The sequence below is a fragment of the Bacillus sp. AF62 genome (assembly GCF_050312695.1).
Lineage (GTDB): Bacteria > Bacillota > Bacilli > Bacillales > Bacillaceae_G > Bacillus_A > Bacillus_A cereus.
Window position 1 is genome coordinate 23,053 of sequence record NZ_JBNPJZ010000101.1, and the last position, 14,920, is coordinate 37,972.

The window sequence follows — 14,920 nt, forward strand, 5'->3', positions numbered from 1 at the left end:
GACATGGCAGGACGCAAAGGTGGACGTGCGAAACGTCGTAAGGTGTGTTTCTTCACAGCTAACGGCATCACTCGCATTGACTATAAAGATGTTGATTTATTAAAACGTTTCGTTTCTGAGCGTGGTAAAATTTTACCTCGTCGTGTAACAGGGACAAGCGCAAAATACCAACGCAAACTTACAGTTGCAATTAAACGTGCTCGTCAAATGGCACTTTTACCATATGTTGGTGAATAATAGCGTATGAAATGCACAGTAGAGTCGGACTCTACTGTGCATTTTGCTATGCTTTTCTTTTTTGAAAGAGAGGTTAAAATGTGAAACAAACAAAGTTTATTACAGAAGGCGCAGCGTTATTAGCTATATATGTAATTTTATTGCTTATATCTATGTATGTTCCGATTTTAGGTACTGTTGTAACTTTTGCGTTGCCGTTACCATTTATACTATTAACGATAAGACATAAACTATCTAATGTGCTTGTGATTTTTGTAGCAGCACTTTTTGTTACTATTATTGTGAGTCAACCTATGAATTTAGTGAAGACAACTATGTTTGGATTGATAGGGATTGTTTTAGGGTATATGTATAAAACAAGAAAAAAGCCAGTGGAAATCTTAATAGCGGGGACGCTTGCATACTTAATTGGTTTTGTACTTATTTATGTTGCGAGTATAAAGTTTTTCAACATAGATATAATGAAGCAAATGCAAAGTGTGTTTAGTGAAAGTATGGTGCAAAGTGAAAAGATAGTAAGTGCTATAGGTATGCCGATTAGTAAGGAACAAAAAGAGTTACTTACACAAATGAATGATATATTACAATCGTTATTTCCAAGTATACTTGTTCTAGTTTCAGTATGTTTTTCTTGGATTACAGTGATAATATCAGGTAGTGTTTTGAAAAAGTTAAAACATGACATTATACCTTGGCCTAAATTTAAAGATCTACAATTACCAAAGAGTATTGTTTGGTATTACGTTATATTTATTTTGTTAGCAACTTTTATAAAAGTAGATCCAACATCATATTTACATATGGTATTTTCTAACCTATATGTCATATTTGCACTATTGCTTGTACTGCAAGGGCTGACATTCATTTCCTTTTTAGCGTATAGAAAAGGTTTTACTAAAGGGGTTCCTATTATTAGTTTTATTGTATGCATGTTTATTCCGATGCTGTTTCCTCTTGTGACAATCTTAGGTATAATTGACTTAGGGATTTCGTTGCGTTCTAAAATAGGGGAATAAAATAATATTCCTTATACTATTTTAATCTGTTTAACTAACTGGAAGGTGAGTTAGTTTTACTTTATAGGAGTTGTATACATGCCTGAATTTGATAAGAAACAGTGGTTTTTATATCCTGTTTATGTATTGGCATTTTTTGTGTTTGTGCTCATTTCAATTCTCTGTTATTTTCATTTAATTATGGGGATAGCTGCTTTTATCATTTTTTGTATCGTGTTCTTTATCGTTATACGATTTGAACTTAATTTTCAAAGGAATTTCGAAAAGCATACGACAGATATGATTACGAGGGTAAAGAAAGTCAGTAATGAAGCATTTAACCAAATGCCGATTGGTATTTTGTTATACAATAAGGATTACGGGATTGATTGGGCAAATCCTTATTTATCTTCATGCCTGGGACAGCATGCGTTAGCTGGATGGCACCTTTACGATGTATCAGAAACATTACTTCTTTTCATTAAAGGAGAAACTTCTGATGATATAGTCTCTTTAAATAATCGAAAGTTTCGCGTTTTTGTAAGGAAAGAAGAAAAGTTAATTTATTTCTTTGATGTAACGGAACAAACGGAAATCGAAAAGATGTATGAGGATCAACGCACTGTTTTAGCTGTAATTTATTTGGATAATTATGATGAAGTTACACAAGGATTAGATGATCAATTACGTACGAATATAACAAGTCTTGTGACATCGCGACTAAATGAATGGGCACTTAAGTATGGTGCGTATTTAAAACGTGCATCTTCAGAAAGATTCTTCGTTGTGCTAAATGAAAGTATTCTAACGCAGATGGAGAAAGGGAAATTTAGTATTTTAGATCAGGTGCGTGAAGAAACATCTAAAAGGAATATACCACTTACATTAAGTGTAGGTGTCGGATCAGGTGATTTACCTTTGTCAGAGCTTGGGGCAATGGCTCAATCTGGTTTAGACCTTGCGCTTGGGCGCGGTGGAGACCAAGTAGCTATTAAACAAGCGACAGGTAAAGTTAAGTTCTATGGAGGTAAGACAAATCCCGTTGAAAAGCGTACCCGTGTACGTGCTAGGGTCATTTCGCATGCGTTAAAGGATTTAGTGTTAGAAAGTAGTAATGTCATTATCATGGGGCATAGGGCTCCTGATATGGACGCAATTGGTGCTGCGATTGGTATTTTAAAAGTGGCTCAATTAAACGAGCGTAAAGGATATATTGTATTAGATGAAAATGATTCTGATAAGGGAATTAAACGCTTGATGGACAAAGTGAAACAAAATGAGGAGTTATGGTCTCATTTTATTACTCCAGAGCAAGCGATGGAATTTGCAAATGATGAGTCGTTACTTGTTGTTGTTGATACGCATAAACCTTCTATGGTGATGGAGCAAAAACTGTTACATAAAATTGAAAATGTAGTAGTTATTGATCATCATCGTCGTGGGGAAGATTTTATTGAAGACCCATTGCTAGTTTATATGGAACCATATGCTTCTTCCACGGCAGAATTGGTTACAGAATTACTTGAGTATCAACCTAAAAATTTAAAGATGACAATGCTAGAAGCGACGGCATTGTTAGCAGGTATTATTGTCGACACGAAAAGTTTCACATTCCGGACAGGGGCTCGTACATTTGATGCTGCTTCTTATTTACGCTCACATGGTGCAGATACTGTACTTGTACAAGAACTTTTAAAGGAAGATATGGATCAGTATTTACGGGTTGCAAAAGCTATAAAAAATGCGTACATTTATAAAAATGGAATTGCGATTGCTAAAGTTGATAGTGATGATTACTACGATCAAGTGCTTATTGCGCAATCGGCAGACACGTTATTAACGATGACAGGGATTATTGCATCATTTGTTGTTGCGAAACGTGGTGAGAATCTCATTGGAATTAGCAGCAGGTCTTTAGGTGAAGTGAATGTGCAGCTAATTATGGAAAACTTAGGCGGTGGCGGGCATTTGACTAATGCAGCCACACAAATGAAAAATGTTACAGTAGATGAAGCTGAGGAGAAGCTTCGATTTGTTATTGATGACTATTTACAGGGAGGCACACAATCATGAAAGTAATTTTTCTAAAAGACGTAAAAGGTAAAGGTAAAAAAGGAGAAATAAAAAACGTACCGGATGGCTATGCAAATAACTTCTTACTAAAACAAGGATTAGCTGCTGAAGCAACAAATAGCAGTATGAAAACTTTAGAAGCTCAAAAGCGTAAAGAAGAAAAAGATGCAGCAGCAGAGCTTGAAAATGCAAAAGAGTTAAAAGAGACTTTAGAGAAATTAACTGTAGAATTAAAGGCGAAATCTGGAGAAGGTGGCCGTTTATTCGGTTCTATTACGAGCAAACAAATCGTAGATGCGATGCAAAAATCACATAAAATTAAACTTGATAAACGTAAATTTGAAATGGATGATGCAATTCGTGCATTAGGCTACACAAATGTAACAGTGAAATTGCATCCGCAAGTAACAGCGACAGTAAAAGTTCATGTTAGTGAACAATAAAAATAAATTAAGCAAGGAGGATTGCGTATGAGTGATGTACTTGCTGATCGTACCCCTCCGCATAATATAGAGGCCGAGCAGGCGGTTTTAGGTGCCATATTAATTGATCAAGATGCGTTAACGTCAGCATCGGAGTTATTGGTACCTGATTCATTCTATCGAACAAAACATCAAAAGATTTTTGAGGTCATGCTTGGATTATCTGATAAAGGAGAACCGATCGACTTAGTAATAATGACATCAGCGATGGCTGATCAAGGATTACTAGAAGAAGTTGGTGGAGTGTCTTATCTAGCAGAGTTAGCAGAAGTTGTTCCAACAGCTGCTAACGTTGAATATTATGCACGTATCATTGCTGAAAAGGCACTTTTACGCCGTTTAATTCGAACAGCGACTCATATAGTGTCGGATGGATACGAGAGAGAAGATGACGTGGACGGCCTTTTAAATGAGGCCGAGAAAAAAATATTAGAAGTATCCCATCAAACGAATGCAAAAGCATTTCAAAATATTAAAGATGTTCTTGTGGATGCTTATGATAAAATTGAACTTTTGCATAATCAAAAAGGTGAGGTTACTGGGATACCAACTGGATTTACTGAATTAGATAAGATGACGGCAGGTTTCCAGCGAAATGATTTAATCATTGTAGCAGCACGTCCGTCAGTAGGGAAAACTGCATTTTCATTAAATATCGCACAAAACGTAGCGACGAAAACGGATGAAAATGTAGCGATTTTTAGCTTGGAGATGGGCTCCGATCAGCTTGTTATGCGTATGCTTTGTGCAGAAGGAAATATCGATGCGCAAAGACTTCGTACCGGGTCACTAACTTCTGATGATTGGGCGAAATTAACAATGGCGATGGGGAGTCTTTCAAATGCCGGTATATATATTGATGATACACCGGGAATTAAGGTAAATGAGATTCGAGCAAAATGTCGTAGACTAAAGCAAGAACAAGGTCTTGGAATGGTTTTAATTGACTACTTACAGCTTATTCAAGGAAGTGGGAAATCAGGTGAGAACCGTCAGCAGGAAGTATCTGAGATTTCTCGTACTTTAAAAGGGATTGCACGTGAATTGCAAGTGCCTGTTATTGCCTTATCACAGTTATCTCGTGGTGTAGAATCTCGTCAGGATAAACGCCCGATGATGTCTGATATTCGTGAATCTGGAAGTATTGAGCAGGATGCTGATATTGTAGCTTTCCTATATCGTGAAGATTACTATGACCGTGAAACGGAAAATAAAAATACGATTGAAATTATCATTGCAAAGCAACGTAACGGTCCAGTAGGTTCAGTGGAACTTGCATTCGTCAAAGAGTTCAATAAGTTCGTTAACTTAGAACGACGCTTTGAGGATGGGGCATAAAGGCAGTATAAAAAAGAAACACATTTCTTATAATAAGATGTGTTTCTTTTTTTATGGTGTAAAGATAAGGCTTTCATAAGGTGAAAACATAATTCTTACGAACGAAAATGATTTTTAATAAAAAAATGTTCGCTTTTTGGTTGACTTCTTTTTCGGTTTTGGTACAATTATATTGTTTGAATAGATCGTTTGAAAATTGCGGAGGTGCTTTAATAATGTCTTCAGTAGTAGTTGTAGGAACACAATGGGGCGACGAAGGAAAAGGTAAAATCACTGATTTTCTTTCTGAGCATGCGGAAGTAGTTGCAAGATATCAAGGTGGAAATAACGCGGGACATACAATTGTTTTCGGCGGAGTTAAATATAAGTTACACTTAATTCCATCTGGTATTTTCTATAAAGAGAAAATTTGTGTAATCGGAAATGGCTTAGTAGTAGATCCGAAAGCATTACTTGAAGAGTTAAAATACTTACACGACCGTGGTGTAAGTACTGATAATTTACGTGTAAGTAACCGTGCACACGTTATTTTACCTTATCACTTAAAACAAGATGAGTTAGAAGAGGCTAGTAAAGGTGATAACAAAATCGGTACAACGAAAAAAGGTATCGGTCCTGCATATATGGATAAAGCTGCTCGTATTGGTATCCGTATGGCTGATCTTTTAGATCGTGAAGCATTTAAAGAGAAGCTTGAGCGCAATTTAGTAGAGAAAAATCGTTTGTTTGAAAAAATGTACGATACAGAAGGTTTCAGTGTAGAAGAAATCTTTGAAGAGTACTTCGAATATGGACAACAAATCGCACAATATGTATGCGACACATCTGTTGTATTAAATGATGCACTAGATAACAATCACCGTGTATTATTTGAAGGTGCACAAGGTGTTATGCTTGATATTGACCACGGTACGTACCCATTCGTTACATCTTCTAACCCGATTGCGGGTGGTGTAACAGTTGGAACTGGAGTTGGTCCTGCGAAAGTTACTCGCGTTGTAGGTGTATGTAAAGCATATACAAGCCGTGTTGGTGACGGTCCATTCCCTACTGAACTTAATGATGAAATTGGTCATCAAATTCGTGAAGTTGGTCGTGAGTACGGAACAACAACTGGTCGTCCGCGCCGCGTAGGTTGGTTCGATAGCGTTGTTGTAAGACATGCGCGTCGTGTTAGTGGTTTAACGGATCTATCATTAAATTCTATCGACGTTTTAACAGATATTCCAACTCTTAAAATTTGTGTTGCTTACAAATACAATGGCGAAGTTATCGATGAAGTTCCAGCAAACTTAAACATTTTAGCGAAATGTGAGCCTGTATATGAAGAGCTTCCAGGTTGGACAGAAGATATTACTGGTGTAAAATCATTAGACGAGCTTCCTGAAAATGCACGAAAATACGTAGAACGTGTTTGTGAGTTAACAGGAATTCAATTATCTATGTTCTCAGTTGGACCAGATCGTAACCAAACGAATATTGTTCGTAATGTATACGAAGCTTAATTGATATTTTTAGAAAAAACTCATGTCCGCATGAGTTTTTTCTTATCTTTTATAAAAAATGAAAAAAAGTATTGCGAAGAATATAGAATACATGTTATGATACATCTTGTCGTCACGAAAATATGACGTTGGTGAGTATGAGCCATTAGCTCAGTTGGTAGAGCATCTGACTTTTAATCAGAGGGTCGAAGGTTCGAATCCTTCATGGCTCACCATTTTATTTTTCGTGGCCCGTTGGTCAAGTGGTTAAGACACCGCCCTTTCACGGCGGTAACACGGGTTCGAATCCCGTACGGGTCATGTTTTTTTTATGCTTATTTTTGGTCCCGTGGTGTAGTGGTTAACATGCCTGCCTGTCACGCAGGAGATCGCCGGTTCGACCCCGGTCGGGACCGCCACTTTTGTTTATACCACCATTAGTGGTTTTATATATAGTTTTGGCTCGGTAGCTCAGTCGGTAGAGCAGAGGACTGAAAATCCTCGTGTCGGCGGTTCGATTCCGTCCCGAGCCACTCTCAGGATATTAAGTGGGCCCACTTAATATCCTTTTTATTTATGTAATTTTACAAAACTGAGTAGTTATTTTAAAATAGAACGAGGAGCCTCTAGCAGTTGAAGCTAGAGGTTTTTCTATAGATCGTATAGGATTCCGTGTAAAAGTGGATCATACATGAGTCTATGAGAATAGAGGAGAAAATACTTAAACAAAGGATGCGGTCATATAGGACATACTATGTAAACATCAATATGTTTAGGGATTATTGACCATATTTTTATAAGGAGGAAATAGACGATGATGGGAAAGAAAATTTTAGTAGTTGATGATGAAAAGCCGATTGCAGATATTTTGAAGTTTAACCTAGAAAAAGAAGGTTTTGAAATAGTAATGGCGCATGATGGTGATGAAGCAATTGAAAAAGCTAATGAAGAACAACCAGATATGGTTTTATTAGATATTATGCTACCAGGTAAAGATGGCTTAGAGGTTTGTCGTGAAATACGTAAAAGTTCAGAAATGCCGATTATTATGCTTACAGCAAAGGACTCTGAGATTGATAAAGTATTAGGGCTTGAGCTTGGGGCAGATGATTATGTAACGAAGCCATTTAGCACGAGAGAATTACTTGCTCGTGTGAAGGCGAATTTACGCCGTCACCAACAAGGTGGTGCTGCAGAAAAAGAAGAAAATACAGAAATGGTTATTGGACCAATTGTTATTAATCCAAATGCATATAGTGTAACGAAGCGCGAGGAAAATATCGAGCTTACACATCGTGAATTTGAGTTGCTACATTATTTAGCGAAACACTTAGGACAAGTTATGACACGCGAACATTTATTACAAACAGTTTGGGGTTATGACTATTTTGGAGATGTGCGCACAGTAGACGTAACAGTACGTCGTTTGCGTGAAAAAATTGAAGATAATCCAAGCCATCCTACTTTAATTGTAACTAGACGTGGAGTAGGGTATTACTTGCGTGACCCAGAGCAGGAATAGTATATGAAGAAAGTTGGTTTTTTTCAATCTATTCATTTAAAATTTGTGCTTATATATATGCTATTAATATTAATAGCGATGCAAGTTATTGGGGTATATTTTGTAAGGGAATTAGAGAAGAGCCTAGTACAAGGTTTTAGGGATTCTTTAACGCAGCAAACAAACTTATTATCATATAACTTGAAACAAGAATTTAAAAAAAGTTATACAAAAGCAGAAACAGAGTCAACAGATGAAACGATTAAAACTTCTATTCGAAAGTTTGCCTCTGATCAAAAAAAAGTTATACAAGAGGTAAGTGTATTTGATTCGCATAGAAAGTTACTGGCTATTTCAGATGAATCAAAGCAGAATAAGGTGAATAGAACATCAACTGATATAGCTGTTCAGCGAGTGTTGGTGCAAAAAAAGCCAGAAGTGAAAATTGAGAAGGATGGTAGTACAGGCCATCGCGTTCAAGTTATGCTTACTCCGATTCTAGATGATAATGGCAAGGATGCGCTTGGTGTTATATACATCGTTGCATCTATGGAAGATGTATATAAACAAATGAAGGATATAAATCAAATTTTTGCTACGGGAACAGTAATTGCCTTATTAGTAACGGCCGTACTTGGGATTTTATTGGCTCAAACAATTACAAGACCAATTTCAGATATGCGGAGACAAGCAATCGAAATGGCAAAAGGAAATTATTCGAGAAAAGTAAAGGTGCATAGCCATGATGAAATTGGACAACTGGCATTATCCTTCAATAATTTATCAAAAAAATTACAACAAGCTCGTTCTTCTACAGAAAGTGAAAGGCGTAAACTATCATCTGTTTTATCTCATATGACAGATGGAGTAATTGCTACTGACCGAAAAGGGGATATTATTTTACTAAATGACCCTGCGGAAAAAATGTTAAATGTTTCTCGTGAAACAGCGCTCGATCAATCTGTTTTAGAGGTATTAGGGATACAGGAAGAATTTACGCTCGATCATTTATATGAAGAGCCAGATTCTGTTTTATTAGATTTTAGTACGAGAAATGAACCATATATTTTACGTGCTAGTTTCTCTGTTATTCAAAAAGAAACAGGGAAGGCAAATGGTTTAATTGCCGTATTATATGATGTAACAGAGCAGGAGCGTATAGAAAGGGAACGCCGTGAGTTTGTGGCGAATGTCTCTCATGAATTAAGGACGCCATTAACGACAATGCGCAGTTATTTAGAGGCACTTACAGATGGAGCATGGCAGGATCCGAATATTGCACCACAATTTTTAACGGTTACACAAGAAGAAACAGAAAGAATGATTAGACTTGTAAATGCGTTGTTACAGCTATCTAAACTTGATAGTACAGAGCACCGTTTAATGAAAGAATGGGTCGACTTTACTGATTTCTTTAATAATATTATTGATCGCTTTGAAATGTCTAAAGAACAAAATGTAAGTTTCAAACGATCTTTCTCTAAGAAGTCTAGGTTTATTGATATGGATACTGACAAAATTACTCAAGTGCTGTATAACATTATTTCTAACGCATTAAAGTATTCACCAGAAGGTGGAACAGTAACATATCGCTTACGTGATCGCGGTGATTTATTAGAAATTAGCGTAAGTGACCAAGGAATGGGTATTCCAAAAGAAAACGTTGATAAAATCTTTGAACGTTTTTATCGCGTAGATAAAGCTCGTTCAAGACAAATGGGTGGTACGGGACTTGGATTAGCAATTGCAAAAGAAATGATCGAGGCACATGGTGGCTCTATTTGGGCGAAGAGTGAAGAAGGAAAAGGGACAACTATTTATTTCACGTTACCAATGGCAGCAGATGAAGAGGACGATTGGGAATGAGTATGGAAAACTTTAAAACAATAGTTTTAATTAACCTAGTTGTAATTAGCCTGTTTCTTACTTTTAACCTATGGACGTATGTGCCAGATTCTACATCCATGCAAAACGCAAAATTTGTACAGGGCAATGAAGGAACGAATCAAACTAAAATTTCCGATGTTGTCCGTCCTACTTCTATCATCGTGCATAAAGATAAAAATCATTATGGGAGCAGAAGAGAGGCAGATATAGAATCAATCTATAAGCCTTTGGAAGTAGGGGAACTACATGAGTTTAGAGAGATATCAATCACTAAGGGTGATTTCCTATCCTATGTGCATGGTGAAGGGAAAATTGAACTTGTTTTCCCTACTGATATCCCATTTGATGCAGTTAAATCTATGTTTAACATGAAAGAGAAAAGTACAGATAAGCCTAAACATTTTAATCGTATTCTCCTTGATCCTTCTAGGAGTAAGGATCAAGAAATTAAAATTAACTTTGTTTCTGATGGTGATAACTTTAAAATATATGAGGCAAAATTAAGTGGTGTGTATTTAAAAGATATTGTAAATGCTCAAAATCAATTTATAGTATCAGCAAAGCCCTATTTTGATTATCAAATCAATGATATGAAAAAGTTATTTTTACCAGATGGCACGACAGAGTTAAACAATATAACATATATTTCATCTAATTTAGCAGTTGATACGTTTAAGAATGCTCTGTTTAGTGATCCTCGTTATTTAAGTCCGATTACTGAGATATCGAAAGAAACATTTACAGATGGTATTAGATCCATGGAAATTGAAAACGATCGTCACATGCTAAAGTATAAAAACTCTTCTGTCTTAACTGAGAAAACGATAGATAATTTAATGCTGTTACAAAAAAGCTTTGAATTTGTAAGTGGTCACAGTGGAAGTTTGGATTCATATCGTTTGGACTATATGAATAAAGGAGAGACAGTATTTCGCTTACATGAAGATGGATATTCCGTATTCAATACAGATGGATTAGCTGAATTGAGACAAAAATGGGGATCAGAAGAAGTAATGGAATATGAAAGACCGTTGCTGTCTTTAAATACTAAAGGCATAGAACAGAAAGTTACTCTTCCGTCAGGGCATGTTGTAATAGCATCCCTAGAAAATAATCCAGAGATAAAGAAACAAGTAATTAAGGATATTGGTATTGGATACAAGTTATCACTAGATGGGCAAGTAGTTCGACTACAACCAATTTGGTATGTAAAGCTTGTTGAAGGTGAAACGGGTAAACAGCAAATCTATGAGTGGAGTGAGGGAGGACTAAATGGATTGGGATCGAATTAAAACCATATTTATTGTGACCTTTTTTGTTTTGGACCTCTTTCTCATTTTTCAATTCATTCAAAAGCAAGATAGTAATCAATTGGAGCTTATTGCAGAAACAAAGATAGATCAAGAATTAAAAGCAAATAAAATTACTATAGGGAATATCCCTAAGGAACCGAAGAAAGAGTCATTTATTAGAGCGGAAAATAAAGCCTTTAAAGAAGATGATATACAGTCTTTGAAAAATCAAACGGCGCATATACAAAATATGTACACGATAGAAAGTAAGCTAAAAGAGCCTTTTTTAAATACGAAATCATTATCAAAAGATAAGTATAATGAATTTTTGAAGAACTATGTATTGGATGGACAAAAGTATGAATTTGGAGCGGTGAAAGACTCTAAAATTTATTTCTTCCAAAAATATAAAGATAAGCCTATTTTCTATAATAATCAGGCGATGATTGTTGTGGAATTAAATGAAAAAAATGAACTTGTTTCATATACGCAGACAATGCTAACTGATTTAAAAGAAATGGGCGAAGGTGAAAAAACGAAAGAGCAAGAAATTATTACGGCTCAAACAGCTTTAGAAAATTTGTATTTAAAAAATAAAATTCATGGAAATACACATGTTAAAGAAGCGCAAATTGGTTATGCCACTCTTACCGCATCTACTTCTAATAACCAAGTACTTGCTCCAACGTGGAATTTAAAAACGGAGCAAAAGCAGGACTTCTTTGTGAATGCAATTGAAGGACAAGTTATGGAATTAGGGGAAAAGGAAAATCAAGTGGTTGATGAACATACTGGAGTGAGAAATAATGGGGTTGCATTTTAGTGTACTTGCAAGTGGAAGTACAGGAAATATGCTATACGTAGGAACCGATGAAAAAAAATTACTAGTCGATGCAGGTTTAAGTGGTAAAGCGACAGAGGCTTTATTTAAACAAGCAGAACTGAATATAAATGATGTATCAGGTATTCTTGTAACACATGAGCATAGTGATCATATTAAAGGGTTAGGTGTATTGGCGCGAAAATATGATTTACCCGTTTATGCGAATGAGAAAACATGGAATGCAATGGAACATTTAATAGGAAATATCCCAACTGAGCAAAAATTCATTTTCTCAGTTGGGGATGTGAAAACATTTGGTGATATTGAAGTCGAATCATTTGGAGTTTCTCATGATGCGGCTGAACCGATGTTTTATGCTTTCCATAATAATAATAGGAAATTAGCGCTTATTACAGATACGGGATACGTAAGTGACCGTATGAAGGGCGTTATTAAGGGAGCTAATGCTTTCGTATTTGAAAGTAATCATGATGTGGAAATGCTTCGTATGGGACGTTACCCATGGAGCATTAAACGACGCATTTTAAGCGACGTTGGGCATGTTTGTAATGAGGATGCTGCATTAGCGATGGCAGATGTAATTACAGATGAGACAAAGCATATTTATTTAGCCCATTTAAGCTTAGATAATAACATGAAAGAACTAGCTCGTATGTCAGTATCACAAGTACTAGAGGAAAAAGGATTTGGAGTGGGTGAATCCTTTGAAATTCACGATACAGATCCAAAAATGCCTACAAAAATTCAATACGTATAATTCTTCATTTTAGTAAACAATAAAGGTGAATATAGTTGTTTTCAGGAAGATGGGTGAACAAATATGTCCTTTATTGATGAAGAAAATTATCGTATGAAACGTGCAGGAAAAAAGAAGCATAAAGGTATAGTTCTTTCTAGTATAGCGGGAACAATTGTAGGAGCTTCTTTATTTGCGTTTGGAGCTCCTTTATTTTCAAATTCTGCTGATACGCTTCCGCAAGCTGAAGCAAGCGGAAGTAATATGGCCGAAGCTCAAGGAATTAAACAGATTAGCTTTGTAGATGCTGTTGATCGTGCATCTGAAGCTGTTGTGGGTGTTATTAACATTCAACGAGATAACTTTTCAGAGGCAGATTCAGAGGCTGGTACAGGATCAGGAGTAATTTATAAAAAGACAGATGGTCAAGCTTATATTGTAACGAATAATCATGTTGTAGCTGGAGCGAATCGTATTGAAGTAAGTCTAAGTGACGGTAAGAAGGTTCCTGGAAAAGTATTAGGAACCGATGTAGTCACAGATTTAGCTGTATTAGAAATAGATGCAAAGCATGTGAAAAAAATAATTGAAATTGGCGATTCTAATACTGTTCGCAGAGGAGAGCCAGTTATTGCGATTGGAAATCCACTTGGACTGCAATTCTCTGGAACTGTTACGCAAGGTATTATTTCAGCTAATGAACGTATTGTCCCTGTAGATTTAGATCAAGATGGACATTATGATTGGCAAGTAGAAGTGTTACAAACAGATGCGGCGATTAACCCAGGGAATAGTGGCGGTGCGCTTGTAAATGCAGCAGGACAATTAATTGGTATTAATTCAATGAAAATTGCTGCAAAAGAAGTAGAAGGAATCGGACTGGCTATTCCAGTGACTAGGGCTGTTCCGATTATGAATGAACTTGAGAAGTATGGAAAAGTAAGAAGACCGTATGTTGGGATTGAACTTAGGTCATTAAATGAAATTCCAAACTATTATTGGTCAAAAACATTACATTTACCAGGTACTGTAACAGAAGGAGTTTGTATTTTGGATGTGAAAAGTCCTTCGCCAGGCGCGGATGCTGGTTTAAGAGAACATGATGTTATTGTGGCAGTAGATGGAAAACCGATTCGCGATATTATTGGATTCCGCACGGCCTTATATGATAAGGAAATTAATGATAAAATGACTCTTACGTTTTATCGTGGTACAAAAAGAGTAACAACAACAGTGAAATTAGGCATTCAAAAGTATTAAAAACAGGAGGGCCTACCTCCTGTTTTCTATTGTAGAAAAGTGAGGTGAAGAAAATGAATTTACCTTGTTGTTTAGAACATGTTGAATTAGCGTTAGATATTATTGTGGATGAGTGTGAAGTTGCACCGGTTATCAACAGTGTGGATAACTCAGAAAAAGAGAAAAAAACATGTGAATTTTGTCAAAATGAGGCGACATATGTTGTATCGAACACAGATTCTCACACAATATGTGGGTAGTGTTTGTGGATATGTGGATAAGTTTTGTGGATAACATGTTTGTAAGGTGGAGGATACGTGTGAATATCTCGATTATTTCAATTGGGAAATTAAAAGAAAAATATTTGAAACAAGGTATAGCAGAATACTTAAAACGATTATCAGCATACGCAAAAGTAGAAGTAATTGAATTGCCAGATGAAAAGGCACCAGAAAATTTAAGTGAAGCAGAAATGTTAATTGTAAAGGAAAAAGAAGGTATACGTATACTGGATAAGATTTCTGATGACACGCATGTGATTGCATTAGCTATAGAAGGAAAGCAAAAGTCATCAGAAGAATTTGCGGTCAGTCTAGATCGCCTTGCTACATATGGAAAGAGTAAAGTCGCATTTGTAATTGGTGGATCACTCGGACTAAGTTCAGAAGTAATGAAGCGTTCAAACGAATCACTTTCTTTTTCAAAGATGACGTTACCACACCAATTAATGCGATTAGTGTTGCTTGAGCAAGTGTATAGAGCGTTTCGGATTAATCGTGGGGAACCGTATCATAAGTAAAATATTCTATGTA

At 36.1% G+C, this 14,920-nt stretch carries 14 protein-coding genes and 4 tRNA genes; all 18 read left to right on the forward strand.

Going from position 1 to position 14,920, the window contains the following annotated elements:
* Positions 1-3 precede the first annotated feature (3 nt).
* The 18 genes from rpsR to rlmH all read left to right on the forward strand — a co-directional run bounded on the left by rpsR (position 4) and on the right by rlmH (position 14,907).
* Positions 4-237 (forward strand): 30S ribosomal protein S18, encoded by a 234-nt coding sequence (rpsR, locus tag ACQRBL_RS26440; protein WP_000918873.1) that lies wholly within the window; start codon positions 4-6, stop codon positions 235-237.
* A gap of 80 nt (positions 238-317) precedes the next feature.
* Entirely contained in the window at positions 318-1,253 is a 936-nt protein-coding gene (locus ACQRBL_RS26445) for a YybS family protein (protein WP_023523631.1), read from the forward strand.
* 78 nt (positions 1,254-1,331) lie between these two features.
* The gene (locus ACQRBL_RS26450) at positions 1,332-3,305 is read left to right on the forward strand and encodes a DHH family phosphoesterase (RefSeq protein WP_001113779.1); all 1,974 of its coding nucleotides are present in this window, start codon (positions 1,332-1,334) and stop codon (positions 3,303-3,305) included.
* Positions 3,302-3,748: a 50S ribosomal protein L9 gene (gene rplI, locus ACQRBL_RS26455; protein ID WP_000864223.1), complete on the forward strand. Its 447-nt coding sequence runs from the start codon at positions 3,302-3,304 to the stop codon at positions 3,746-3,748. The genes ACQRBL_RS26450 and rplI overlap by 4 nt, the downstream gene beginning before the upstream one ends.
* Before the next feature lie 27 nt (positions 3,749-3,775).
* A complete protein-coding gene (dnaB, locus tag ACQRBL_RS26460) occupies positions 3,776-5,125 on the forward strand; it encodes a replicative DNA helicase (RefSeq protein WP_001286147.1) in 1,350 nt (449 codons plus the stop codon).
* Positions 5,126-5,340: 215 nt separating this feature from the next.
* Positions 5,341-6,630, forward strand: a complete 1,290-nt coding sequence (locus ACQRBL_RS26465) for an adenylosuccinate synthase (RefSeq protein WP_000100229.1) — start codon at positions 5,341-5,343, stop codon at positions 6,628-6,630.
* Positions 6,631-6,769: 139 nt separating this feature from the next.
* Positions 6,770-6,845 (forward strand) — tRNA-Lys (locus ACQRBL_RS26470).
* Between the two features lie 13 nt (positions 6,846-6,858).
* Positions 6,859-6,930, forward strand: a tRNA-Glu gene (locus ACQRBL_RS26475).
* 22 nt (positions 6,931-6,952) lie between these two features.
* A tRNA-Asp gene (locus ACQRBL_RS26480) sits at positions 6,953-7,028 on the forward strand.
* A gap of 41 nt (positions 7,029-7,069) precedes the next feature.
* Positions 7,070-7,142, forward strand: a tRNA-Phe gene (locus ACQRBL_RS26485).
* A gap of 281 nt (positions 7,143-7,423) precedes the next feature.
* Positions 7,424-8,131 carry a cell wall metabolism DNA-binding response regulator WalR gene (gene walR, locus ACQRBL_RS26490; protein ID WP_000971865.1) on the forward strand — a complete coding sequence of 236 codons (708 nt, stop codon included), beginning with the start codon at positions 7,424-7,426 and terminating at the stop codon, positions 8,129-8,131.
* A 3-nt stretch (positions 8,132-8,134) separates the two neighbouring features.
* On the forward strand, positions 8,135-9,976 hold the full coding sequence (gene walK / locus ACQRBL_RS26495; protein WP_000755367.1) for a cell wall metabolism sensor histidine kinase WalK: 1,842 nt from the start codon (positions 8,135-8,137) through the stop codon (positions 9,974-9,976).
* Positions 9,973-11,289, forward strand: a complete 1,317-nt coding sequence (locus ACQRBL_RS26500; RefSeq protein ID WP_000061569.1) for a YycH family regulatory protein — start codon at positions 9,973-9,975, stop codon at positions 11,287-11,289. The genes walK and ACQRBL_RS26500 overlap by 4 nt, the downstream gene beginning before the upstream one ends.
* A complete protein-coding gene (locus ACQRBL_RS26505) occupies positions 11,270-12,112 on the forward strand; it encodes a two-component system regulatory protein YycI (RefSeq protein WP_000383720.1) in 843 nt (280 codons plus the stop codon). The genes ACQRBL_RS26500 and ACQRBL_RS26505 overlap by 20 nt, the downstream gene beginning before the upstream one ends.
* Positions 12,096-12,890 carry an MBL fold metallo-hydrolase gene (locus ACQRBL_RS26510; protein WP_000522837.1) on the forward strand — a complete coding sequence of 265 codons (795 nt, stop codon included), beginning with the start codon at positions 12,096-12,098 and terminating at the stop codon, positions 12,888-12,890. Before ACQRBL_RS26505 ends, ACQRBL_RS26510 begins: the two co-directional genes overlap by 17 nt.
* A gap of 63 nt (positions 12,891-12,953) precedes the next feature.
* Positions 12,954-14,129, forward strand: a complete 1,176-nt coding sequence (locus tag ACQRBL_RS26515) for a S1C family serine protease (RefSeq protein ID WP_000008031.1) — start codon at positions 12,954-12,956, stop codon at positions 14,127-14,129.
* Between the two features lie 53 nt (positions 14,130-14,182).
* Positions 14,183-14,368 carry a CxxH/CxxC protein gene (locus tag ACQRBL_RS26520; RefSeq protein WP_001052833.1) on the forward strand — a complete coding sequence of 62 codons (186 nt, stop codon included), beginning with the start codon at positions 14,183-14,185 and terminating at the stop codon, positions 14,366-14,368.
* A 59-nt stretch (positions 14,369-14,427) separates the two neighbouring features.
* Positions 14,428-14,907, forward strand: a complete 480-nt coding sequence (gene rlmH / locus ACQRBL_RS26525) for a 23S rRNA (pseudouridine(1915)-N(3))-methyltransferase RlmH (RefSeq protein ID WP_001027003.1) — start codon at positions 14,428-14,430, stop codon at positions 14,905-14,907.
* Positions 14,908-14,920 lie beyond the last annotated feature (13 nt).

Bases quoted from the DNA above. Each gene is read 5' to 3' on its own strand.
- dnaB (WP_001286147.1), top strand. From the start codon at position 3,776: ATGAGTGATGTACTTGCTGATCGTACCCCTCCGCATAATATAGAGGCC.
- ACQRBL_RS26505 (WP_000383720.1), top strand. From the start codon at position 11,270: ATGGATTGGGATCGAATTAAAACCATATTTATTGTGACCTTTTTTGTT.
- ACQRBL_RS26500 (WP_000061569.1), top strand. From the start codon at position 9,973: ATGAGTATGGAAAACTTTAAAACAATAGTTTTAATTAACCTAGTTGTA.
- ACQRBL_RS26515 (WP_000008031.1), top strand. From the start codon at position 12,954: ATGTCCTTTATTGATGAAGAAAATTATCGTATGAAACGTGCAGGAAAA.
- ACQRBL_RS26510 (WP_000522837.1), top strand. From the start codon at position 12,096: ATGGGGTTGCATTTTAGTGTACTTGCAAGTGGAAGTACAGGAAATATG.
- ACQRBL_RS26520 (WP_001052833.1), top strand. From the start codon at position 14,183: ATGAATTTACCTTGTTGTTTAGAACATGTTGAATTAGCGTTAGATATT.
- ACQRBL_RS26450 (WP_001113779.1), top strand. From the start codon at position 1,332: ATGCCTGAATTTGATAAGAAACAGTGGTTTTTATATCCTGTTTATGTA.
- rplI (WP_000864223.1), top strand. From the start codon at position 3,302: ATGAAAGTAATTTTTCTAAAAGACGTAAAAGGTAAAGGTAAAAAAGGA.
- walR (WP_000971865.1), top strand. From the start codon at position 7,424: ATGATGGGAAAGAAAATTTTAGTAGTTGATGATGAAAAGCCGATTGCA.
- walK (WP_000755367.1), top strand. From the start codon at position 8,135: ATGAAGAAAGTTGGTTTTTTTCAATCTATTCATTTAAAATTTGTGCTT.
- rpsR (WP_000918873.1), top strand. From the start codon at position 4: ATGGCAGGACGCAAAGGTGGACGTGCGAAACGTCGTAAGGTGTGTTTC.
- ACQRBL_RS26465 (WP_000100229.1), top strand. From the start codon at position 5,341: ATGTCTTCAGTAGTAGTTGTAGGAACACAATGGGGCGACGAAGGAAAA.